This is a genomic window from Streptomyces sp. NPDC002671, from assembly GCF_053592475.1.
The window spans coordinates 145,348-167,403 of the sequence record NZ_JBSFVU010000012.1; the positions used below are offsets into that span (position 1 = coordinate 145,348).

The 22,056-nt window shown below is 71.8% G+C and carries 18 protein-coding genes; 12 read left to right on the plus strand and 6 right to left on the minus strand.

Annotated features, from left to right (window positions below; genetic code table 11):
* Positions 1-57 precede the first annotated feature (57 nt).
* Positions 58-951: an alpha/beta fold hydrolase gene (locus ACWD35_RS20515; RefSeq protein ID WP_451352701.1), complete on the plus strand. Its 894-nt coding sequence runs from the start codon at positions 58-60 to the stop codon at positions 949-951.
* A 21-nt stretch (positions 952-972) separates the two neighbouring features.
* On the plus strand, positions 973-1,716 hold the full coding sequence (locus ACWD35_RS20520) for an alpha/beta fold hydrolase (RefSeq protein ID WP_451352702.1): 744 nt from the start codon (positions 973-975) through the stop codon (positions 1,714-1,716).
* Here the strand turns inward: ACWD35_RS20520 and ACWD35_RS20525 are convergent.
* Positions 1,685-3,394 (minus strand): sulfatase, encoded by a 1,710-nt coding sequence (locus ACWD35_RS20525; RefSeq protein WP_451352703.1) that lies wholly within the window; start codon positions 3,392-3,394, stop codon positions 1,685-1,687. The genes ACWD35_RS20520 and ACWD35_RS20525 overlap by 32 nt on opposite strands.
* Before the next feature lie 136 nt (positions 3,395-3,530).
* Positions 3,531-5,180 carry an acyl-CoA synthetase gene (locus ACWD35_RS20530; RefSeq protein WP_451352704.1) on the minus strand — a complete coding sequence of 550 codons (1,650 nt, stop codon included), beginning with the start codon at positions 5,178-5,180 and terminating at the stop codon, positions 3,531-3,533.
* Between the two features lie 186 nt (positions 5,181-5,366).
* Between ACWD35_RS20530 and ACWD35_RS20535 the strand changes: the two genes are divergently transcribed.
* The 7 genes from ACWD35_RS20535 to ACWD35_RS20565 all read left to right on the plus strand — a co-directional run bounded on the left by ACWD35_RS20535 (position 5,367) and on the right by ACWD35_RS20565 (position 11,398).
* Positions 5,367-6,167 (plus strand): crotonase/enoyl-CoA hydratase family protein, encoded by an 801-nt coding sequence (locus tag ACWD35_RS20535; RefSeq protein WP_451352705.1) that lies wholly within the window; start codon positions 5,367-5,369, stop codon positions 6,165-6,167.
* A gap of 15 nt (positions 6,168-6,182) precedes the next feature.
* Positions 6,183-7,124, plus strand: coding sequence for a Zn-ribbon domain-containing OB-fold protein (locus ACWD35_RS20540; RefSeq protein ID WP_451352706.1), 942 nt, complete (start codon positions 6,183-6,185; stop codon positions 7,122-7,124).
* Positions 7,121-8,191, plus strand: coding sequence for a thiolase domain-containing protein (locus ACWD35_RS20545; RefSeq protein ID WP_451352707.1), 1,071 nt, complete (start codon positions 7,121-7,123; stop codon positions 8,189-8,191). The genes ACWD35_RS20540 and ACWD35_RS20545 overlap by 4 nt, the downstream gene beginning before the upstream one ends.
* Positions 8,188-9,354: a thiolase domain-containing protein gene (locus ACWD35_RS20550; protein ID WP_451352708.1), complete on the plus strand. Its 1,167-nt coding sequence runs from the start codon at positions 8,188-8,190 to the stop codon at positions 9,352-9,354. Before ACWD35_RS20545 ends, ACWD35_RS20550 begins: the two co-directional genes overlap by 4 nt.
* A 94-nt stretch (positions 9,355-9,448) precedes the next feature.
* Positions 9,449-9,691 carry a DUF397 domain-containing protein gene (locus ACWD35_RS20555; protein WP_451352709.1) on the plus strand — a complete coding sequence of 81 codons (243 nt, stop codon included), beginning with the start codon at positions 9,449-9,451 and terminating at the stop codon, positions 9,689-9,691.
* Between the two features lie 150 nt (positions 9,692-9,841).
* On the plus strand, positions 9,842-10,777 hold the full coding sequence (locus ACWD35_RS20560; RefSeq protein WP_451352710.1) for a universal stress protein: 936 nt from the start codon (positions 9,842-9,844) through the stop codon (positions 10,775-10,777).
* 123 nt (positions 10,778-10,900) lie between these two features.
* Complete coding sequence (locus ACWD35_RS20565; RefSeq protein WP_451352711.1) at positions 10,901-11,398, plus strand: hypothetical protein; 498 nt, start codon at positions 10,901-10,903, stop codon at positions 11,396-11,398.
* 11 nt (positions 11,399-11,409) lie between these two features.
* Here the strand turns inward: ACWD35_RS20565 and ACWD35_RS20570 are convergent, their stop codons facing one another.
* Both ACWD35_RS20570 and ACWD35_RS20575 read right to left on the minus strand, forming a co-directional pair.
* The gene (locus ACWD35_RS20570; RefSeq protein WP_451352712.1) at positions 11,410-13,386 is read right to left on the minus strand and encodes an N-acetylmuramoyl-L-alanine amidase; all 1,977 of its coding nucleotides are present in this window, start codon (positions 13,384-13,386) and stop codon (positions 11,410-11,412) included.
* A 285-nt stretch (positions 13,387-13,671) separates the two neighbouring features.
* Entirely contained in the window at positions 13,672-14,817 is a 1,146-nt protein-coding gene (locus ACWD35_RS20575; protein ID WP_451352713.1) for an aminoglycoside phosphotransferase family protein, read from the minus strand.
* Positions 14,818-15,112: 295 nt separating this feature from the next.
* Here ACWD35_RS20575 and ACWD35_RS20580 point away from each other — a divergent pair, with 295 nt between their 5' ends.
* Positions 15,113-16,603 carry a DNA-binding protein NsdB gene (locus tag ACWD35_RS20580; protein WP_451352714.1) on the plus strand — a complete coding sequence of 497 codons (1,491 nt, stop codon included), beginning with the start codon at positions 15,113-15,115 and terminating at the stop codon, positions 16,601-16,603.
* Between the two features lie 56 nt (positions 16,604-16,659).
* On the opposite strand, the gene ACWD35_RS20585 is transcribed toward ACWD35_RS20580, so the two are convergent.
* Positions 16,660-18,111: a PP2C family protein-serine/threonine phosphatase gene (locus ACWD35_RS20585; protein WP_451352715.1), complete on the minus strand. Its 1,452-nt coding sequence runs from the start codon at positions 18,109-18,111 to the stop codon at positions 16,660-16,662.
* Between the two features lie 350 nt (positions 18,112-18,461).
* Here ACWD35_RS20585 and ACWD35_RS20590 point away from each other — a divergent pair, with 350 nt between their 5' ends.
* On the plus strand, positions 18,462-18,875 hold the full coding sequence (locus ACWD35_RS20590; RefSeq protein WP_451352716.1) for an SsgA family sporulation/cell division regulator: 414 nt from the start codon (positions 18,462-18,464) through the stop codon (positions 18,873-18,875).
* 140 nt (positions 18,876-19,015) lie between these two features.
* Entirely contained in the window at positions 19,016-21,040 is a 2,025-nt protein-coding gene (locus tag ACWD35_RS20595) for a phosphocholine-specific phospholipase C (RefSeq protein ID WP_451352717.1), read from the plus strand.
* On the opposite strand, the gene ACWD35_RS20600 is transcribed toward ACWD35_RS20595, so the two are convergent.
* Complete coding sequence (locus ACWD35_RS20600) at positions 21,030-22,055, minus strand: Gfo/Idh/MocA family protein (RefSeq protein ID WP_451352718.1); 1,026 nt, start codon at positions 22,053-22,055, stop codon at positions 21,030-21,032. The two genes, ACWD35_RS20595 and ACWD35_RS20600, sit on opposite strands and share 11 nt — an antisense overlap.
* Position 22,056: the final 1 nt, after the last annotated feature.

Sequence of the window (22,056 nt, forward strand, 5' to 3'; positions counted from 1 at the left end):
CCCGGTCCGGTCGGTAATGCATTGCGGCGCGGCGGGCGGCACCGTGATGATCTCCGCATGCCCATCTTCACCGCGGCCGACGGGACTCGGCTCGCCTACCACCTCCGGGGCACCGGCGAGCCCCTCGCCGTCCTGCCCGGCGGTCCCATGCGCGCCTCCGCCTACTTCGGAGACCTGGGCGGACTCACCGCCCATCGCCGGCTCGCCCTGCTCGATCTACGGGGCACGGGTGAGTCCGAGGCGCCGGCGGACCCGGCGACCTACCGCTGTGACCGGATGGTCGAGGACGTCGAGCTATGGCGCGCCCACATGGGGCTGGAGCACATGGATTTGCTCGCCCACTCGGCCGGCGGAGCCCTGGCGATGCTCTACGTGGCCCGTTACCCGCACCGGGTACGGCGGCTCGTGCTGATCACGCCCAATCCGTCGGCTCTGGGGATGCGGGCGACTCCCGAGGACCGGCTGGCCGCGGCCCGCCTGCGGGCGGACGAGCCCTGGTTCGCGGAGGCCTTCCCCGCGTTCCGGGCCTGGCTGGCCGGTGACGCCGACTTCGACGACGCTTTCCTGCCGTTCTTCTACGGCCGCTGGGACGAGGCGGCCCTGGCACACACGGCCGCCGAGCTGGAGCAGACCAACGAGGAGGCGGGCGAGCGCTACTTCGGCGAGGGCGCCTTCACCCCGGACGTGACCCGGGCGGCCCTCGCCGCGCTGGCCGCCCCGGTCCTCGTGCACGCGGGCGAGGTCGACGGCGGTCCCCGCCCCGACCTGGCCCGCCGCACCGCCGCCGCCTTCCCGCAGGCTGAGGTCGCCGTCCAGCCGGGGGCCGGCCACTACCCCTGGCTGGACGACCCGCAGTGGTTCGTGCACCGCGTCACCGCCTTCCTCGACGCGGACGCCCATGGCGACGGCGGCGGCGATCTGCCGTCGGCAGAGCGGGGATTGCGGGCCTGACCGCGCGGCCAGCCTCCCGGCATGGACACCGAACCGCGATTCGTGACCGCGAACGGCATCAGGCTCGCCTGCCGCGTCCGGGGCCCGGAGGGCGCCCCGCCCGTCGTGCTGCTGCACTGCCGGGGCGCCGACGGCGCGGACTGGACGCGGATCGCCGAGCGGCTCGCCGCGCCGCCGCACCCGCGCCGGGTCTACGCACCGGACCTGCGCGGCCACGGGCGCAGCGACTGGCCGGGGGAGTACTCCTGCCAGCTGATGCGTGACGACGTCCACGCCCTGCTCACGGCGCTCGGGATCGACCGCGCCGACGTCGTGGGCCACTCGCTGGGCGGTGTCGTCGCCTACCTGCTGGCCCAGCGCCACCCCGGTGCCGTACGGCGTCTGGTGCTGGAGGACGTGTGCGCGCCGGTGCCGCTCGATCCGCCCCGCCCCCTCGCCGTCCAGCCCGACGAGGAGCTGCCCTGCGACTGGCTGATGGTGCGGGCCACCGACGAACAACGCAACGCACCCCCTCCTGTGTGGTGGGACCACATGGAGCGGATCACCATGCCCACGCTGGTGATCGGGGGCGGCCCGACCAGCCCCATCTCGCAGGACCAGGTCGCACAGCTGGCGCACCTCATCCCGGACGCCCGGCTGGTGACCCTGGACACCGGGCATCTGGTGCACGAGACCCGGCCGGAGGAGTACCTGGCCGTACTGGAGCCCTTCCTGGCAGGGGACGACGCTCCGGTCAGTGCGACGGCGGGCCGTACGCCCGCATGAACCGGTCCCGGAACGCGCTCATCGGCCAGACGGGAGCGTCGGCAGCCGGTTTCAGGCCGGCCGTCCAGCCCCAGCCGGAGATCCGGGCGAGGATCTTCGGGTCGTGGGCGACGATCGTGACGGGCACGTCCTTGCGCGGGCTGCCCGAGGTCACGGCCGGCACCGGCTGGTGGTCGCCGAGGAAGACCAGAACGGTGCGTTCGTCGCCGTAGCGCCGCAGGAACCCGACGAGGCTGCGCAGCGAGTACGCGATGGCATTGCGGTACTCGGTGCGCACGCTCTCCGGATTCTTCCAGACCTCCTCGGGGTCCTTGCCCTGCTTCTTGATGCCCCGGAAGACCGAGCCGTCGCCCAGGTCCGCCCAGTCGACCGGTCGGGGCACGGGTGCCCAGGGGTGATGGCTGGACGTGAGGATGATCTCCGCCATCAGCGGACCCCGGCGGCGCCTGTCGAACTCCAGCCGCCGGAAGGCCTCCAGGGTGAACTGGTCAGGCACCTGTGACCAGCCGAAGCGCGGACCGTGGTATCCGAGGTGGGCGGCGTCGTAGACGTGCTCCAGGCCGAAGAACCTGCCCTCGGGCCAGGCCCGTTCCACCCCGGGCACGATGCCGGCCGTGCGCCAGGCGCCGGTCTCGCGGAAGTACCGGGTGAGGGTCATGCGGTCGCCCGAGGTCAGATTGCGGAACCGCTGCTGGTTGGAGATCCACAGGCCGGACATGAACGTCGAGTGCGCCAGCCAGCTGCCGCCGCCCGTCACCGGCGACCCGAGCCAGCCGCTGCGCGCCGCGAAACCGGCCGCCTTCAGCGAGGCGGTGCCCTCCTTCAGGACCTCGCCGATGCGCGGGGCCATCGCCGGGTCCTCGATCGCCGTACGGCCGTAACTCTCCACGAACGTGAACAGCACGTCCTTGCCGCGCAGTCCGGCCAGCAGCCGCTCGCGCGGGGTGTGCGCGAAGGCGTCGGCGGCGACCTCCCGGCGGAACACCTGGGCGTCCTGGAGGCCGGTGCGGACCTGCTGGACGCGGTTGGCGACGAGTTCGGCGTCCGTCTTGGCGGCGACCGGGGCGTCGCCGATCCGCAGGCCCAGGGTGACGCAGACGATCCAGGCGGTGCCCAGCACGATGATGCCCTTCATGGCGGGCTGACGGTGACGGGCCATCAGGCGGGTCAGCCGGACCATGGCGAGCGTGGTGAGGACAAGCAGCGCCAGCGCGAGCAGCAAGGCGCAGCCGAGAGCGAGCAGTTCATCGGTCCGGCCGAAGGACTTGCACAGGAAGTCCGCCGCGGCGTCGAGCACCACCCAGTCCAGCACCAGGTCGAAGGGGCGCTCCAGCACCGAGTAGAAGCCCATGTCGAGGCACTTGAGGACAGTCAGCAGCCCGAGCAGCAGGCCGACGGCGACCGCGGCCAAGCCCCGCGTCCGGGGCGGCAGTACGAGCAGCAGTGCGGCGAGGAGGACGGCCTCGGCCGGGATGCGCAGGAACGCGTCGAGGGTGAGCTGGTCGAGGTGGTTCGGCAGCAGCAGGGCGCCGAGCACCAGGACGGCGGCCAGGACGGTCGTCGCGACGGCGGCCCCGCGCGCCAGCCGGGATGCCCGGGGTGCCGAGGAGTCCTCACCCGTCTCATCGCTCTCCGAGACGTCGTCGGGCGGTAGTTGACGAGCAGTGAGGTGCGACACCCGAAGGTCCTTCCGTGCGTGCCCCGATCGGGCGCGCACAGCGTATGTCGTGGCGGACCCCGCACGACGGCGGGACACTCCGGGGCAGACTCACGTTTCCGCAGGTAACCGGCGCGTCCCAAAGGCCGCACGCCCGCTACCGGTCGTACTTGTCGTGCCGGTTCCGCCGGTCCTGGCGGTCCGCCGACACCGCCGCCTCCCGGGCCCACCGGTAGTCCGCCTTGCCGCTCGGGGAGCGGCGGATGGCGTCCGTGATCACCAGCTGGCGCGGGATCTTGTAGCCGGCCAGCCGGGTACGGCAGTGGTCCTGGATGTCGGTGAGCGACGGCCGGCGCGCCCCCTCGCGCAACTGGACGACGGCCGCCACATGGTTGCCCCACCGCGCGTCCGGCACCCCGGCGACCAGCGCGTCGTACACGTCCGGGTGAGCCTTGAGCGCCTGCTCGACCTCCTCCGGATACACCTTCTCGCCACCGGTGTTGATGCACTGCGAGCCGCGGCCGAGGACGGTGACGACCCCCTCCTCGTCGACCGTCGCCATGTCGCCCAGCAGCACCCAGCGGATGCCGTCCTTCTCGAAGAAGGTCTCGGCGGTTTTCCGCGGGTCGTTGTAGTAGCCGAGCGGCACATGGCCGCACTGGGCGACCCGGCCGACCTCGCCCACCGCGACCGGCTCGTGCGTCGCCGGGTCCACCACCTGCGTACGGGAGTTGACCCGGATGCGGAAACCCCGCTCGGGCCCCGAGTCCTCCGTCGCCGTGCCGTTGAAGCCGGACTCGGACGAACCGAAGTTGTTCAGCAGCAGCGCGTTCGGGACCAGCTCGCGGAACTGCCGCCGTACCGTCTCCGACATGATCGCCCCCGAGGAGGAGACGCTGAACAGCGCCGAACAGTCCGTGCCCTTCAGCGGCCCGTTCAGCGCGTCGATCAGCGGCCGGAGCATCGCGTCGCCGACCAGCGACATGCTGCTGACCTTCTCCTTCTCGACGGTGCGCAGCACCTCCTCCGGCACGAACCGGCGGTGCAGCACCACCCGTTGGCCGAAGTTGAAACCGATGAACGCAGTGAGCGTCGAGGTGCCGTGCATCAGCGGGGGAGTGGGGAAGAAGGTGATTCCGGAGCCGCCCGCGGCGACTCGTTCGGCCAGCTCCTCCGGCGCCTTCACCGGCACCCCGGTCGGCGCCCCGCCGCCCAACCCCGCGAAGAACAGGTCCTCCTGACGCCACATCACGCCCTTCGGCATGCCGGTCGTGCCGCCGGTGTAGATGATGAACTGGTCGTCGCCGGAACGGGCCGGGAACCCCCGCTCGGACGAACCGGACGCCTCCGCCTCCTCGAACGGCAGCGCCCCCGGCACCTCGCCGCCGGCCGTCCCCACGCGCAGCAGATGCCGCAGTCCCGGCGCGTGCGGCAGCGCCCCCGCCACCCGCTCCCCGAACTCCGCGTCGAAGACCAGGGCCGCCAGATCGGCGTCCCGGTAGAGGTACACCAACTCCTCTTCGACATAGCGGTAATTGACGTTCACCGGGACGATGCGGGCCTTCAGGCAGGCCAGCACCGTCTGCAGGTACTCCACGCCGTTGTACAGATGCAGGCCCAGATGCTCGCCGGGGCGCAGACCGGCGTCGATCAGGTGGTGGGCGACGCGGTTGGCGGCGGCGTCCACCTCCGTGTACGTCAGGCGGCGCTCCGCGCCCGTGCCGGGGTGGTCGAGGTACACGAGCGCCTCGCGGTCCGGGACCACGTCGACGACGGACTCGAACAGATCGGCAAGGTTGTACTCCACCGCTCCTCCTGACCCCGGTGCTCCCGGCGAAGAAAGGGCATCTGTCGGCTCGCCGGTCATCAGAGCAAAGGGCGGCGCAACTGGGAAGGGTGCGCGCGAAGAAATCTGACTGCCTGTCAGGAAACCCTTGAAGTGCTCCCTCGCCTACTGCAACCTGTTCTCGTTCTCACCGAGGGGAGAAGGGTAATGGGAGGGACGGAACACCTCACCGTGCGGCGCGAGGGCGCCACACTGGTGCTCACGCTCAACAGGCCTGACGCGAAGAACGCGCTCTCGCTGCCCATGCTCGTCGGCCTGTACGACGGCTGGGCCGAGGCCGACGAGGACGACGCGATCCGCTCGATCGTGCTCACCGGGGCCGGCGGAGCCTTCTGCGCCGGCATGGACCTCAAGGCCCTGGCCGGCCAGGGCATGGCCGGGGAGCAATACCGCGACCGGCTCAAGGCCGACCCCGATCTGCACTGGAAGGCCATGCTGCGCCACCACCGGCCCCGCAAACCGGTGATCGCCGCCGTCGAGGGGTACTGCGTCGCGGGCGGCACCGAGATCCTCCAGGGCACCGACATCCGCGTCGCGGGCGAGTCCGCGACCTTCGGCCTGTTCGAGGTGAGGCGCGGCCTCTTCCCGATCGGCGGCTCGACGGTCCGTCTGCAGCGCCAGATCCCGCGCACCCACGCCCTGGAGATGCTGCTCACCGGACGGCCCTACAGCGCCGCCGAGGCCGCCCGGATCGGGCTGATCGGGCACGTCGTCCCCGACGGCACCGCGCTCGCCAAGGCGCTGGAGATCTCCGAGCAGATCAACGCCTGCGGTCCACTCGCCGTCGAGGCCGTGAAGGCATCGGTGTACGAGACCGCGGAGCTGACCGAGACCGACGGCCTCGCCGCCGAACTCGCCCGCGGCTGGCCGGTCTTCGACACCGCCGACGCCAAGGAAGGCGCCCGCGCCTTCGCGGAGAAACGGCCCCCCGTCTACAAGCGCGCGTGACCCGAGGAGCCCTCGATGCCCGCAGCCCTCAAAGCCCCCCTCGTCGTAGAATTCCCCTTCACCCGCTCCCTCGGCCCCGTGCAGAGCGCCTTTCTGAGCGGCCTGCGCGAACGCGTCGTTCTCGGCGTGCGGACCACCGACGGCCGCACCCTCGTACCACCCGTCGAGTACGACCCCGCCACCGCCGAGGAGATCCGCGACCTGGTGGAGGTCGCGCCCACGGGCACGGTCACCACCTGGGCATGGAACCACGCCCCCCGCCGCGGCCAGCCCCTCGCCGGCCCCTTCGCCTGGGTCCTGGTCCGGCTCGACGGCGCCGACACCGCCCTGCTGCACGCCCTGGACGCCCCGGGCCCCGAAGCCGTACACACCGGCATGCGGGTGCGGATCCGCTGGGCCGGAGGACGCTCCGGCGCCATCACCGACATCGCGTGCTTCGAGCCGTACGACGGCGAACCGGAGGAACCGGGCGGCCACACCGGCGAGTTCGAGAACCCGCTCACCGGCATCGTCGCCCCCGCCCGCCTCGACTACACCTACTCGCCCGGCCGCGCCCAGTCCGCCTACATCGACGCCCTCGCCGAACAGCGGACCGTCGGCGAGCGCTGCCCCGCCTGCCGCAAGGTGTACGTCCCGCCGAGGGGTGCGTGCCCCACATGTGGCGTGGCCACAGCGGAACAGGTCGAGGTGGGTCCCCGCGGCACGGTCACCACGTTCTGCATCGTCAACATCAAGGCGAAGAACCTGGACATCGAGGTGCCGTACGTCTACGCACACATCGCCCTCGACGGCGCCGACCTCGCCCTGCACGCCCGGATCGGCGGCATCCCCTACGACGAGGTGCGCATGGGACTGAGGGTCGAGCCGGTGTGGACGCAAGGAGCGCGCCACCCCGGTCACTACCGGCCCACCGGCGAACCCGACGCCGACTACGACACGTACAAGGAGCTGCTGTGACCAGTGCAGAAGCCCCCGCGGTCCGGGACATCGCGGTTGTCGCCTTCGCCCAGACCGACCACCGGCGCTCCACCGAGGAGTCGTCCGAGGTCGAGCTGCTCATGCCGGTGCTGCACGACGTCCTGGACCGGACCGGCCTCAGGGCCGCCGACATCGGCTTCACCTGCTCCGGCTCCAGCGACTACCTCGCCGGCCGCGCCTTCTCCTTCACCCTCGCCCTCGACGGCGTCGGCGCCTGGCCCCCGATCTCCGAGTCGCACGTCGAGATGGACGGCGCCTGGGCGCTGTACGAAGCGTGGACGAAGCTGCTCACCGGGGACGCCGACACCGCGCTCGTGTACGCCTATGGCAAGTCCTCGCCGGGCTCGCTGCGGGACGTGCTCACGCGACAGCTCGACCCCTACTACCTCGCCCCCCTGTGGCCGGACTCCGTCGCCGTCGCCGCCCTTCAGGCACAGGCACTCATCGACGCGGGAGACACCGACGAGGCCGCGCTCGCCGCGATCGGCGCCCGCAGCCGCGCCGACGCCGCCGCCAACCCCCACGCCCAGCTCAAGGGCCAGGTCGCCCAGGGCGACTACGCCGTACGGCCGCTGCGCACCGGCGACTGCCCGCCCGTCGGCGACGGCGCCGCCGCCGTGATCCTCGCCGCCGGGAACCGGGCCCGCGAGCTGTGCGAGCGGCCCGCCTGGATCCGCGGCATCGACCACCGCATCGAGGCCCACGGGCTGGGCCTGCGTGACCTCACCGACTCACCCTCCACCCGGCTCGCCGCCGAGAAGTCCGGCGCCTTCGAACGGCCCGTCGACACGGCCGAGTTGCACGCGCCGTTCACCGCGCAGGAGGTCGTCCTGCGCAAGGCACTCCGCCTCGGCGACCGCGTCCGCGTCAACCCCTCCGGCGGCGCCCTCGCCGCCAACCCCGTGATGGCCGCCGGCCTCATCCGCATCGGCGAAGCCGCCGCCCGCATCCACCGCGGTGAGTCCGACCGCGCCCTCGCCCACGCCACCTCCGGCCCCTGCCTGCAACAGAACCTGGTCGCCGTACTCGAAGGGGAGCCACGATGAGCAAGGAGCCCGTCGCCGTCGTAGGAATCGGCCAGACCAAGCACGTGGCCGCCCGCCGGGACGTCTCGATCGCCGGACTCGTCCGCGAGGCGGCCCGAAGGGCGCTCGAGGAAGCCGAGTTGACGTGGGCCGACATCGACGCCGTCGTCATCGGGAAGGCGCCCGACTTCTTCGAGGGCGTGATGATGCCCGAGCTGTACCTCGCCGACGCGCTGGGCGCCGTGGGCAAGCCCATGCTGCGCGTGCACACCGCCGGCTCCGTCGGCGGTTCCACCGCGCTGGTCGCCGCCAACCTGGTCGCGGCCCGCGTGCACGGCACGGTACTGACCTTGGCCTTCGAGAAGCAGTCCGAGTCCAACGCCATGTGGGGCCTGTCCCTGCCGATCCCCTTCCAGCAACCCCTGCTCGCCGGCGCCGGCGGCTTCTTCGCCCCGCACGTCCGCGCCTACATGCGGCGCAGCGGTGCCCCCGACACCATCGGCTCCCTCGTCGCCTACAAGGACCGCCGCAACGCGCTGAAGAACCCCTACGCCCACCTCCACGAGCACGACATCACCCTGGAGAAGGTGGTGGCCTCACCCATGTTGTGGGACCCCATCCGCTACTCCGAGACCTGCCCGTCCTCCGACGGCGCCTGCGCCATGGTCCTCACCGACCGCGCCGGAGCCGCCCGAGCTCCCCGGCCGCCCGCCTGGCTGCTCGGCGGCGCCATGCGCAGCGAGCCGACCCTGTTCGCCGGGAAGGACTTCGTCTCCCCGCAGGCCGGCAAGGACTGCGCCGCAGACGTCTACCGGCAGGCCGGCATCGCCGACCCGCGCCGGGACATCGACGCCGTCGAGATGTACGTGCCGTTCTCCTGGTACGAACCCATGTGGCTGGAGAACCTCGGCTTCGCCGCCGAGGGCGAGGGCTGGAAGCTCACCGAGTCCGGGGTGACCGAGCTGGACGGCGACCTGCCCGTGAACATGTCGGGCGGTGTGCTCTCCACCAACCCCATCGGCGCCTCCGGCATGATCCGCTTCGCCGAGGCCGCCCTCCAGGTGCGCGGGCAGGCGGGGGAGCACCAGGTGGACCGCGCCCGGAAGGTCCTCGGGCACGCCTACGGCGGCGGCTCCCAGTTCTTCTCCATGTGGCTCGTGGGCTCCCGGCCGCCCGACGCCTGAGGACCGCACGAAAGTCCACCTCACGCGGCCTGTCGGCCGTCCCGGGCGATCGCTAGGCTGACCCGCGGACGACGGAACCGGGAGGAGCACGGACGTGGCCGAGAGCACCACCCAGCAGCAGCCGCTCGTGGGCTGGGACAAGCCGGAGCTGGACCTCAGCAAGGCCGACTGGCAGTCCAGCAGCCGAGGTCGGGGGGATGTCCAGATCGCTTTTGTCGAGGGCTTCATCGCGATGCGCAACAGCGACCGGCCGGAGAGTCCCTCCCTGATCTTCACCCCTGCCGAATGGGGTGCGTTCGTTTCCGGAGCGCGGGAAGGGGAGTTCGACCTGACCTGAGTGCACCCGCTCCCGATCCGGCGACGCGGGCCGAACCGGGGGTGTTCCGGCCGGATTTCCGGACACGCGACCGTTGAGGCCCTGCCTGAGCCCGCGCCTGAGCGAGGCTGGCCCGGCAGAGCGGGGGTCGTGTTCCGGAGGTGAGGAAGGATGAGCGCTGCGCCGGTCATCGCCGCGGTGGACGGGTCGGAGGACAGCCTGCGCGCCCTGGAGTGGGCGTGGGACACGGCCCGTCGCCGCGCGGCGACGCTGCGGGTGGTGCACGTACGGCAGTACGCAGCCTGGGGCCAGGCCGACGTACTGGTCGCCGGGCCGCCCGAGACGGCAGGCGACCCGGTGCTCGACCAGGTGCGCGCCCTGCTCGCGGACCGCGCCGAGCCGCCCGCCGTGGAGTACGTGGGCCTGGAAGGCGTGCCCGGCGCGCTGCTGCCCGAACTCGGCGCGGACGCCCAGCTGTTGGTGCTCGGCTCCCGGGGACGAGGTGGCTTCGCCAGTCTGCTGCTCGGCTCCAACAGCCTGGCCGCGGCGCGGGACGCCGCGTGCCCGGTGGTCGTCGTACCCCGGCCCGGCCGCGATGGGGGTGCCTCCCACGCCTTGCGGGCAGAGGGGGACCACGGCGACGGACCCGCCGCGCCCGGCCCCCGCGTGGTCGCCGGCCTGCACGTCGACAGCCCCGACGAGGCCACGCTCGCCTTCGCCTTCGCCGAGGCCGCCGCGCGCGAGGCCCGGGTGCAGGTGATCGCCGCCTACCCGTGGCCGATGCAGCCCTGGGCCGCGGCCGGCCAGGTGCTGCCGCTCCTGGTCGACCAGCAGGCCGTCGAGAGCGAGACCCGTGTTCTCGCCGAGGGCTTCCTCGCCCCGCACCGCGGGCGCCACCCCGGCGTCCGCGCCGTCGTCGAGGCTCTGCCCGGCGACGCGGCCGGTCACCTCGTCGCCGCCTCCAAGGACGCCGGCCTGGTCGTCGTCGGCCGCCACCGGCGACGCCTGCTCGCCCCCGCCCGCATGATGGGCTCGGTCACCCAGGCGGTCCTGCTGCACGCGGCGAGCCCGGTCGCGGTGGTGCCACCGGAGCCGTCGGAGGAATGACCGGGCCCCACCTGCGGTGTGCTCAGGTACGGCGACACGCCGTAGTGGGCCGAGCGGCGGGTCGGGCCCGGCGGGGCGCCGCCCGCACGTCGTCCAGCACGCGCGGGCACGTACCATGGCCGCATGTCGTTCCTCCGCCGCCGCAGCGCCACTCCCGCCGGACCCGACTTCGACGTGCTGGCCATGGACCCGGGCGACTGGCCGGGCAACCTCGGCGCGGGCCTGCTGCCCGCCCCCGACGGCACCTGCCAGGGTGTCTTCCTGCGCTACGACCTCTTCGGTGGCCGCGGCCCCGCCATGATCATCGGCAACCTGCCCGAGGGCTCCCCGGCCCGGGACGTCGTCGAGGGCGAGATCCCCTTCGAGGTGGGGCAGCTGCTGCTGGCACTGGAGAACGACGAGGAGGTCACCGTCGTCGGCACCGAGGACACCCCCGTCCTCCAGGGCGACAACCTGCTCATCGTGCGGCGCCTGAAGCTGTCCGAGAGCCGGATCTCCTGCGTGCAGTTCGACCGCAGCGACGGCGTCCTCGTGACCATCGCCGCCTGGGACCGCCCCATCACCGACGACCTCTACGCCCTGCTGAAGCCGCTCCCGGCGGAGCTTTTCCAGCAGGGCTGAGAGATGATCCGCTAGCCGGCCGCGCCTTCGAGGCGGACGTCCGCGGCGCGTACGAACGCGACCCGGTGGCCGTACTGGATCTCGTAGTACAGGTCCTTGCCGACGACGACCCGGTGCGAGTCGGTGGTGAAGGTGACCGCGTAGAAGTACTCGCCCGGCACCTCGTCGCCGACCACGTACTTCTGCCCGGCCGGGAGGGTGTACGGCAGCGGCACCACCGACTGGGCGGGAACCCCCGCCGGGTAGGCGTCCTTCTCCGGGTAGGCGCGGCCGTACACCGGAATGCTGGTGAGGCCGTCCTTCGGGGTCACCACGCGGCCGGAGGCAGCCACCGCCGTCGGCTCCTTGGGCGGGTTCTGGAACCAGGCCTTCTGCCCGAGGTACCAGATGGCCGTCCAGTCGCCCCAGCGGTCCGCGACCGCGAACTGCTGGCCGGTGGAGACCCGCGAGGACAGGTCGTTCACCTCGGTGGTCGGGTCGCTGCGGAGCCCGACGTCCTTGATCAGCGGCGCGTTCGCGTCGTGGTCGGAGTAGAGCCGCACGTCGGTGGAGCCGTGGACCGTGCAGGGCTCGCCCGCGGTGGTGCAGCCCGTGTACGTGGGCCGGTTGGCGTCGTAGTCCGGCAGGATCGTGACCAGGTCGGCGTCCTTGCGGCCGGTCCGCTTGAACGGGTGGCCGAGCAGCTGGAAGTAGTGCTGCCAGTCCCAGTACGGGCCGGGGTCCGTGTGCATGCCCGGGATGGAGCCGGCCGTCGGTCCGGGCACGGTGTCGTGGCCCAGGATGTGCTGCCGGTCCAGCGGGATGCCGTAGGTATCGGCCAGGTACTTCACCAGCCGGGCCGAGGACCGGTACATCGCCTCCGTGTACCAGGCGTCCGGGTTGGCCAGGAAGCCCTCGTGCTCGATGCCGATGGACTTGGCGTTGATGTACCAGTTGCCCGCGTGCCAGGCCACGTCTTTCGCCTTGACGTGCTGGGCGATCAGACCGTCGGTGGAACGGATGGTGTAGTTCCACGACACATAGGTGGGGTCCTGGACCAGGTTCAGCACCCCGTCCCAGGTGCCCTCCGTGTCATGGACGACGATGTACTTGATGCCCTGTGACACCGGCCGGTCGCCGAGGTCGTGGTTGCCGTAGTCGTCGTTCCCGAACTCGGCGTACGGCGCCGGGACCGACTCGCAGGACACCGATGCGGGGCACTCGGTGCCGTCGGTGCGGGGCGCGCGCAGGCCCGCCCGTGCCAGCTGGGCGGTGTCGGGGCTCAGCCCGGGCTGGGCGGCCAGGGCGACCAGCTGGCCCGCGTCCGTGGTGCGTTCCTCACCCGTGCGCAGGACGTCGTAGACGTCGTTCGCGTACGCCGCCGCGGTCGCCGAGTCGTCCGCACCGGAGAAGCGGGCCACCGCGCCGTACCACTCGGCCGGGTCGTTGCTCAGCGGTTCGCCCAGTTCCTTCTGTGCGTCGGCGAGCAGGGCGGCGCCCCCGGTCACGTTCGCCACCGGGTCGGTGCGCAGCTGTTCGGCGGACAGGCCGGTCAGCTCCGCCGCCTTCGGCAGCGTCTTCAGGCGGGCCGGGAGCGTGGACTCGGCCGGCACCTTGAGGTCGGGGTCGGGGTGCAGGGCGGCGCGGGCCGCGTCGCCGCGGGCGTCCTCGCTGCCCTCGGCGAAGTGCTCGGCTGTGGCGAGCGCGGCCCGGGCGTCCGTGAGGTGCATCGGGCCGTAGCCGCCGGTCACGCTGGGCGCGCCGGCGTGGGCGTCCCAGCGGGACTGGAGGTAGGAGAGGGCCAGCAGGACGCTCTGCGGGACGTGGTACTCGGCCGCCGCGGTGGCGAACGCCTGCTGGAGCCGGCCGGTGGAGGTCTCGGTGGCGCTCTGGGCCGGGGCCGCGCCGAGCAGTGGCAGCAGCAGGGCCGCGGAGGCGAAGGTGCCGGCGGTCGCCCTCAGATGTCTGTGACCGGGCCTGGACGTGGGGTCGGTGGCGGATCCTCGCAATGCAGCCTCCTGTGACGGGCGGGCGTGGCGGGGCGAGCGGCGCCGAACTGGGTCAGTGGTACCGGCTTGCCGACGATCCGTCAATGATGCCTTCAGGGCGATGATTTCCCACGTCATGGAGGGTTTCGGCGAGTTTCGCGGCGGCGGTGGCCGGGCCTGCGGGGCGTCAGTGGCGTACACCTGTGGGCGTAACCCCCGGGTCCCTGTGAACGTTTGTGGTGCGCGTGCACATACGAAGGTCCGCGGTGCGCCGCAGCTCTGGCGCTCCGCGGACCTTCGTCCCCGTCAGCGAGTGCCGACCGCCGCGCGCACCGCCTTGCGGGCCAGCTGGCAGTCGTCGTGCAGCCGCCTGAGCAGCAGCCGCTGTTCCTCGCCGGACGGCGCAGCACCAGGATGGGGCGTGCCCTGTGCCGCCGGGGCCGAGTCGTGCATCGAACGCTGCACGGCCGTCTCGTAGGTACGGATCTCCCGGGTGAGCAGGAGCATCAGGTTCACCAGGAAGGCGTCCCGGGCGGCCGGGCCCCCTGACTGGGCGATCTGGCTGATCTGCTTCCGGGCCACCGGCGCGTCACCGAGGACCAGCCACAGCGTCGCCAGGTCGTGCCCCGGCAGATACCAGCCGGCGTGCTCCCAGTCGACCAGGACGGGACCGGCGGGGGAGAGGAGCATGTTCGACAGCAGCGCGTCGCCGTGGCAGAACTGCAGCATGCCCTGGCGGCCCGCCGCGTGCGCGATGCCGTGCAGCAGCTTCTGCAGGTCGCCGAGGTCCCGGTCGGTCAGCAGGCCCAGCTCGTGGTACCGGGAGATGCACTCCGCGTAGTCCAGCGGCATGTCGAAGGTGCCCGCCGGGGGCCGCCAGGCGTTCAGCCGGCAGATGGCGCCGAGCGCGGCCCGGATGTCGGCGCGGGGCGGGGCCTCCAGCGGATGCCGCTGCAGGGCGGCCACCCGGCCCGGCATGCGCTCGATGACCAGTGTGCAGTTGTCCGGATCCGCTGCGATCAGCCGAGGCACCCGGACCGGCGGCCGGTGCCTGACGAACGAGCGGTATGCAGCTATTTCGTGGCGGATCCGCTCGGCCCAGGTGGGCGAGTGGTCGAGGAGACACTTGGCGACGGCCGTGCTGCGTCCCGTCGTTCCGATGAGGAGGACGGACCGCCCGCTGCGGCGCAGCACCTGCACCGGAGCGAACTCCGGGCAGATGCGCTGCACCGAGGCGATCGCGGCGCGCAGCTGCGTGCCCTGGGGGCCGGACAAATCGAGTCTCCCGCTGAGCGGTTGGGGGCCTGGCTGCCCCGGAACGCGCCGCGGGCGGCCCACGCCCAGCACGGGAGCCGCGGGCCGCGCCGCCGGATCGAGGTACGGACCGCTGTCCGCCGGGCGGGAACGCAGCGGCCGGGGCGGGGCGGACACGGAGGACGATGCTGCGTACATGGGAGATACAGATCCCTTCGTGTGCCTGCGGTGCCTGCCTGTACGTCCAGGCGTTCGGTCCATGCTTCGCGCGCATGGTCCGAGCGTGGGCGCCCACCCGGCCCGGCCGCCCGGGTGCACCCTGGGGAATGCCCCGTCATCACAACTGGCGACCGGGTCGGGGTGGCGCGTTCCTACCTGACACCCGATGCCCAGTGGCACACCATCTGGCGCACCCTGGCGAACCGTGGCGAATAGTCGCTCGGCAACCTCCACCCGGCTACTGTCAACTCAGCCGAGAACCTGGGGGCTTGACGTGAGCGGACAACCCAACACCCGCCTTGCGGACCTGTTCGGCCTGGCCGGCTGGTCGAAGGGCGAACTCGCGAGGCTGGTCAACCGGCAGGCGGCGGCCATGGGCCACCCCCAGCTGTCGACCGACACCTCTCGGGTCCGACGGTGGATCGACATGGGAGAGATCCCGCGCGATCCCGTGCCGCGGGTGCTGGCTGCTCTGTTCACCGAGCGACTCGGCCGTGTCGTGACCATCGAGGACCTTGGTCTGGTGCGGCACGGGCGTGCAGGGAAACGGCAGGGCGGCGGGATCGACGTACATCCCGACGGCGTGCCATGGGCGCCCGAACGGACCGCCGCGGTCCTCACCGAATTCACGGGAATGGACCTCATGCTCAACCGACGCGGCTTGGTGGGCGCGGGTGCCGCGCTCGCCGCGGGATCCACACTCAGCAGCGCCATGCACGACTGGTTGCACACCGACCCGGCCCTGAAGGCCGACGCCCCTGTCCTCGACGACCCCCTGCATGCCGACCCCGCTGGGTTCGACCGCTATGAGGCCGCCCCCATCGGATCGCAGGAGATCGAGGAACTGGAGCGCTCGGTCGAGGTGTTCCGTGCCTGGGACGCGGCCCGCGGGGGCGGGCTTCAGCGCAAGGCGGTCGTGGGCCAGCTCAACGAAGTGGGCGGCATGCTCGCCTACCACCACCCACCTCATCTCCAGCGGCGCCTGTGGGGCGTCGCGGCCAACCTGGCCGTACTCGCGGGCTGGATGTCACACGACGTCGGCCTGGAGCCCACGGCCCAGAAGTACTTCGTCATCGCCGCCCATGCCGCCCGCGAGGGCGGTGACCGGCCCCGCGCCGGAGAAGCCCTCTCCCGGGCGGCCCGTCAGATGGTGCACCTCGGCCGGCCGGACGACGCGCTGGACCTGATGAAGCTCGCCCAGGAGGGTTCGGGAGGGCATCTGCAGCCGCGTACGAAGGCGATGTTCCACACCATCGAGGCCTGGGCGCAGGCGTCGATGGGCAAAGGCCAGGCGATGCGCCGCACACTCGGACAGGCGGAGGACCTCTTCGTCTCCGAGCGCCAGGACGAACAGCCGGACTGGATGCAGACCTTCAAGAACGAGGACCTGTACGGCATGCAGGCCCTGGCCTACCGCACCCTGGCGGAGTTCGACCCGGGCGCCGCCTCGCACGCCCAGCACTTCGCGGAGAAGGCGCTGGCGCTGCGCGTCGACGGACGGGAGCGGTCGAAGATCTTCGACCACTTGTCCATGGCGTCAGCCTGCTTCATCGCCGACGACCCCGAACAGGCCGACCGCTACGCACGGTTGGCCCTGATGTCGATGGGCTCGAACTCCTCGCGCCGTACCTGGGACCGGCTGCGCCAGATGTACCGGCTCACCGCCGAGTACGCCGGATATCCGAAGATCCACCAACTGCGGGAGGAGATCAGGCTCGCCCTGCCCAAGCCGAGGGCCAAGGGCGACAACAGCGCACGGGCATAGGGGGCCTGCGCGCTGCAGTCCGAGGCGGTGCCGTCGGGTTGTCCGAGGTGGTGCCGTCAGTCGATCACCCGGGCGACGAGCAGGCAGGCGTCGTCCGCGCGCTCGGTACCGCTGAACTCCTCGACGACCGTCCGCACACAGTCCTGCGCGGTGCGCGCCGTACCCAGGTGCGGGGCGAGGGCCTGCAGGCGGTCCGTGGCGGCTGTCGACCTGTCCCCGTGCACCAGCCCGTCCGTGTACAGCAGGAGGAGGTCACCCGGCTGAAGGAGCTCAACGGCTTGCCCGTAGTCGGCGCCCGAGGTGGCGCCGAGCAGGACGCCCGTCGGCGCGTCCAGCAGCCGCCCCGTCCCGTCGCGGTACAGCAGCGGGGCGGGGTGTCCTGCCTGCGCCCAGACCAGCGTGCGGCTCGCCGGCTGGTAGCGGCAGCAGACGGCGCTGCCGAGGGCGGGCTGTACGGTCGAGTCGAGTAACTGGTTGAGCATGACAAGGAGTTGGCCCGGCTGGGCGCCGGCCATCGCCATGCCGCGCACGGCCCCGAGCAGCATGGCCATGCCCGAGGCGACGGCCGCGCCGTGCCCGGTGAGGTCGCCGACGCCGAGCAGGGTGTCGCCGTCGGTGAGCTCCAGCACGTCGTACCAGTTGCCGCCGATCCGCGCGTCGGTCGCGGCCGGCAGGTAGTGGGCGGCCAGGTCGAGGCGGTGCGGGCCCTGACGGGGGAGCCGCAGGGAGCCGCGCCACGGCGGCAGTACGGCTTCCTGCAGTTCGGCCGCGAGCCTGTGCTCGGTCTGCTCCTGCCGGCGCTGACGCTGCAACGAGTCACGGGTCTCGCGCACCGTCCGCTGGTTGCGGCGCAGTTCGCTGACGTCCCGCAGGACCGCCCACATCGAGGTGGTGCTGCCGTCGGTGCCGAGCACGGGCTCGCCCATCATGTGCACGGTCCGCACGGAGGCGTCGGGCCGGACGACGTGGAACTCGCCGTCGATGGGCTTCGCGTCGACCAGGCAGTCCGTCACCATCGCGGTCAGTTTCGGCCGGTCCTGCTCCAGGACCACGGAGGGCAGTTCGTCCAGGGTGAGGGCGGGACCGGCCGGGTCGAGCCCGAGGATCTGGTACAGCTCCCCGGACCAACTCACCTCGTCCGTCAGCAGGTTCCACTCCGCGCTGCCCACGCGGCTGAGCAGGGAGCCCGGCGCGGGACCGGCCGGGGCGGGCCGTACGACGGGCAGGTCGGCGACCGGGTCGGTGAACTCGGCCGGGGCCTGCGGCCCGGACGTCAGGCCGTCCCGCAACTGCGCCAAGTGGGCGTCCAGATCCTCGAGTTGATGCAGGGCGAGATCGCACAGCGCGCGCTGCCAGCGTTCCTCCGGGTCCGCACCGTCGCTCTGCGCGTCCTGTCGTACCGCATGCACGTCGACCTTGAGCCGCCGCGTCTGCGATATCAACGCCTCGACCGAGCCGCGTTCGGGCGGCTGGGCGGACGGACGGTCCGCGGAGACTGGGGACGGCATGACGCACTCCGATGGGGGACGGTACGGCCAGGGAGGACGAGGAGAACCGTTACGACTGTTGCACAGCCCGCGACGCCCTGTAAGGGATTTGGCAACACACGATACGGTGGTGCTTCCGGCATATGCCAGAGTCTTCCCGGAGCGATTTCAGAGTACGGATGACGTACGCGTCTGCGGCATCAAGTCGTAGACGAACTACGGGAGTTCACCCATCCGTGCGGCTCTCGGCGTAGCACTCAATCGCATGTTCGACGCGAATGTGTTCAGTGCTGCCGTTCGGCCGTGCGTCACGCACCGAACTCTGTCCGGATTTGGCGTCATTCGAACGGCCTCCGCGGACTCCTAAAAGCATGGACGCCATTATCGAGCAACTCACCTACGCCCGGCTCATCGCCGCCGAGGACCAGGAGATCCCGGTGGCGGCGACGCTGCGCTACACCACCGGGGACCCGCTGGCCGTCTTCGTGGACTTCCCCGCCGAGGCGGCCCTCGACGGCGAGGAGGTCACCTGGACCTTCGCACGCGCCCTGCTGGACCAGGGGCTGCGCGCCCCGGCCGGACACGGGGACGTGCAGATCTGGCCGTACGCCGGCACCCGCACGGTCCTGGAGTTCCACTCGCCGTACGGACTCGCCGTGCTGCAGTTCTCCACTTCCTCGCTGCGCCGCTTCCTGCTGCGCACCTACACCGTGGTGGCGGCCGGGCAGGAGGACGTGGCGGACGTCGTGGAGCGCGGGCTGAGCGCCCTGTTCGGCGGGGTGTGAGCGGGTACGGGACGGCCCGGGCACGACTTTGAATATTGTTCATCTTTGCCTCACCGCACGGGTATGGCCCCCGACGGCCGGCCCGTGCACCCTTGCGCGCGGTGTGCCGCACGGGCACTCCGCTGACGAGGACGGGGCGAATGACACCGATCAGTCGAAGGGGTTTTGTGGGGCTCGGTGCCTCCGTGGCGGCGGGCGCTGCACTGGGCGTCGGCGCGCGGACGGCGAACGCGGCCGTGAATGCGGCGACCGGCACGATCCAGGACGTCAAGCACGTGGTGATCCTCATGCAGGAGAACCGCAGCTTCGACCATTACTTCGGCCGCCTCAAGGGCGTCCGCGGCTTCGACGACCGCAGCGGCATCACCCTGAGCGGCGGCCACTCGGTCTTCAACCAGCCCAACGGGCTCGGCCGCCAGTACCCGTGGAAGCTCAGCGCGACCCCAGCCGCGGGCGGCAAGGACGGCGAGACCCTCGCCCAGTGCAACGGCGACCTGCCGCACTCCTGGTCCTCGCAGCACTCCGCGTGGAACAAGGGCCGCATGGACAGCTGGGTCTCCGGCGTCGGGAACGTGCGTTCACTCGGTTACCTGGACCGCTCGGACATCCCCTTCCACTACGCGCTCGCCGACAACTACACGATCTGCGACGCCTACTTCTGCTCCGCGCTCAGCGCCACCGGCCCGAACCGCACGTACCTGTGGAGCGGCAAGGTCGACTCCGCCAGCTACGACGGCGGCTCGGAGTCCGGACTGACCTGGCAGAACTACGCCGAGGCGCTGCAGGCGGCCGGGGTGAGCTGGAAGGTCTACCAGAACGCCGCGGACAACTACGGCGACAACGGCTGTGCCTACTTCAAGAACTTCACGAACGCCCAGCCCGGCAACCCGCTGTACGACCGGGGCATGTCCTCCGTGCCCACGGTCACCGGCTCCACCCCGGACGACATCGCCGCCGCCATCAAGGCCGACGTCGTCGCGGGCACCCTGCCGCAGGTCTCCTGGGTGGTCCCCAACCAGGCCTTCTCCGAGCACCCCTACGCCCCGCCCGGCGACGGCGCCCACTTCGTCAACCTGGTCTACCAGGCCCTCGCCGCCGACCCGGACGTGTTCGACTCGACCGTCCTGTTCCTCAACTACGACGAGAACGACGGCTTCTTCGACCACGTCCCGCCTCCGGCGCCGCCCGCCGGAACCGCCGGCGAGTTTCTCAACGGGGTGCCCTACGGCTTCGGCTTCCGCGTGCCGATGCTCGTCATCTCGCCCTGGACGCGCGGCGGCTGGGTCTCCTCCGAGGTCTTCGAGCACACCTCCGTGCTGCGCTTCCTGGAGACGTGGACCACGGCGATCGGCAAGCCCACGGCCTGCCCCAACGTCAGTGACTGGCGACGCAAGGTGAGCGGCGACCTGACCCGCGTCTTCGACTTCGCCAACCCGGTCTACGGCACGGTGTCCCTGCCCGCGACCGGCGTCATCGGCCTCAGCACCTGCGGCCCGCTGCCCAACCCGGTGCCGACGAACAACGCGCTGCCCGCCCAGGAGGCCGGCAACCGCCCGGCCCGCGCGCTGCCGTACCAGCCGAACGGTTACCTGGACCACCTGGAGTTCGGGGCCGCCGGGAAGATCCTCGCCTGGTTCACCATGACCAACCAGGGCGCCGCGGCGACCCGCGCGGCCCACTTCTCCATCCACCCCAACGCCTACCGCGACACCACGCCGTACCAGTACACGGTCGACGCGGGCGGCACCGGCTCCGACTACTTCAACATCGGCATCGGTTTCGGCGGCGGCAAGTACGACCTGTCCATGGTCGGCCCCAACCGCTTCCTGCGCCGCTTCCAGGGCGACGCCACCAAGGCCGGCAAGTCGGCGGAGGTGAGCACCCGTTATGCCGTGGAGCCCGGCACGGGCAAGCTCGCGATCTACTTCAAGATGACCAACTCGGGTTCCTCGGCGGTGAAGTTCACGATCACCTCGAACCACTACCGCAGCGACGGCCCCTGGACGTACACCGTCGCGGCGGGCGCCTCGACGGAGGACTTCTTCAACGCTGTCGCCTACCAGGACGGCTGGTACGACTTCACGGTGACCGTCGACTCCGACGCGACCTGGGCGCGCCGGTTCACCGGGCACCTGGAGACGGGCGCGGCCAGCGTCAGCGGCTGACCTCGGCATACAAGTCCGGGCGCGGGGCGAGTTCGACGGCCGCACGGCCGCCGGTCTCCAGCGCCCGGACCCCCGCCTCGGCGACGACGGCGGAGGCGTAGCCGTCCCACACGCTCGGGCCGGTGACCCGGCCGCGCCGCGTGGCGTCGACCCAGGCCTGCACCTCGCGGTCGTAGGCGTCGGCGAAGCGGACGAGGTAGTCCTGCGCCACCTCCTCGGCGGCCCTGCCCCGGCGGGTGACCACCATGGTGTGTTCGTCGCCGATCCGGGCACTGCCCGCCTCGCACACCGCCTCGCAGCGCACCTGGTAGCCGAAGCCGCAGTTGACGAAGACCTCCACGTCGACCAGGGCGCCCTGCTCGGTCTCGAACAGCACGAACTGCGGGTCGAGCAGGCCCTCGGGCGCACCCGCCGAGGACGCCGGACGCAGCACGGTCACCGCCGTCAGCTCCTGCCCGAGCAGCCAGCGGGCAGCGTCGATCTCGTGCGCGACCGAGCTGTTGATCAGCATCTCGCTGGTGAAGTCGGCGGGGGAGGAGACGTTGCGGTGGGTGCAGTGCAGCATGAGCGGCCGGCCCAGGCTTCCCCCGTCCAACAGGGCCTTGAGCCGCCGGTACTCGGCGTCGTAGCGGCGCATGAAGCCGATCTGGGCCAGCCGGCGGCCGAGCCGTGCCTCGGCCTCCAGCACCCGCAGCGCGCCGGTGGAGTCCGGCACCATGGGCTTCTCGCACAGCACCGGCAGTCCACGGTCGAAGACGGCGAGCAGCGCCTCCTCGTGTGCGGGGCCCGGGGAGGCGATCAGTACGGCGTCCACGCCGGGCGCGTCGAGCGCGGCCAGCGGGTCGGTGTGCACCGCGACCCCGTCCAGGCCCGCCACGGCCTCCTCGGCCCGGTCGGCCTCAGGATCGGCCACGGCGACCACCCTGGCGCCGCTCACCGCCTCATCAAGACGTCGTATGTGGTCGGCGCCCATGTGCCCGGCACCCAGTACGGCCACACCCAGCAGGTCACCCATG

Bases quoted from the DNA above. Each gene is read 5' to 3' on its own strand.
- ACWD35_RS20560 (WP_451352710.1), top strand. From the start codon at position 9,842: ATGAGCGCTGCGCCGGTCATCGCCGCGGTGGACGGGTCGGAGGACAGC.
- ACWD35_RS20515 (WP_451352701.1), top strand. From the start codon at position 58: ATGCCCATCTTCACCGCGGCCGACGGGACTCGGCTCGCCTACCACCTC.
- ACWD35_RS20550 (WP_451352708.1), top strand. From the start codon at position 8,188: ATGAGCAAGGAGCCCGTCGCCGTCGTAGGAATCGGCCAGACCAAGCAC.
- ACWD35_RS20575 (WP_451352713.1), bottom strand. From the start codon at position 14,817: ATGTACGCAGCATCGTCCTCCGTGTCCGCCCCGCCCCGGCCGCTGCGT.
- ACWD35_RS20565 (WP_451352711.1), top strand. From the start codon at position 10,901: ATGTCGTTCCTCCGCCGCCGCAGCGCCACTCCCGCCGGACCCGACTTC.
- ACWD35_RS20585 (WP_451352715.1), bottom strand. From the start codon at position 18,111: ATGCCGTCCCCAGTCTCCGCGGACCGTCCGTCCGCCCAGCCGCCCGAA.
- ACWD35_RS20540 (WP_451352706.1), top strand. From the start codon at position 6,183: ATGCCCGCAGCCCTCAAAGCCCCCCTCGTCGTAGAATTCCCCTTCACC.
- ACWD35_RS20520 (WP_451352702.1), top strand. From the start codon at position 973: ATGGACACCGAACCGCGATTCGTGACCGCGAACGGCATCAGGCTCGCC.
- ACWD35_RS20590 (WP_451352716.1), top strand. From the start codon at position 18,462: ATGGACGCCATTATCGAGCAACTCACCTACGCCCGGCTCATCGCCGCC.
- ACWD35_RS20600 (WP_451352718.1), bottom strand. From the start codon at position 22,055: ATGGGTGACCTGCTGGGTGTGGCCGTACTGGGTGCCGGGCACATGGGC.
- ACWD35_RS20595 (WP_451352717.1), top strand. From the start codon at position 19,016: ATGACACCGATCAGTCGAAGGGGTTTTGTGGGGCTCGGTGCCTCCGTG.
- ACWD35_RS20535 (WP_451352705.1), top strand. From the start codon at position 5,367: ATGGGAGGGACGGAACACCTCACCGTGCGGCGCGAGGGCGCCACACTG.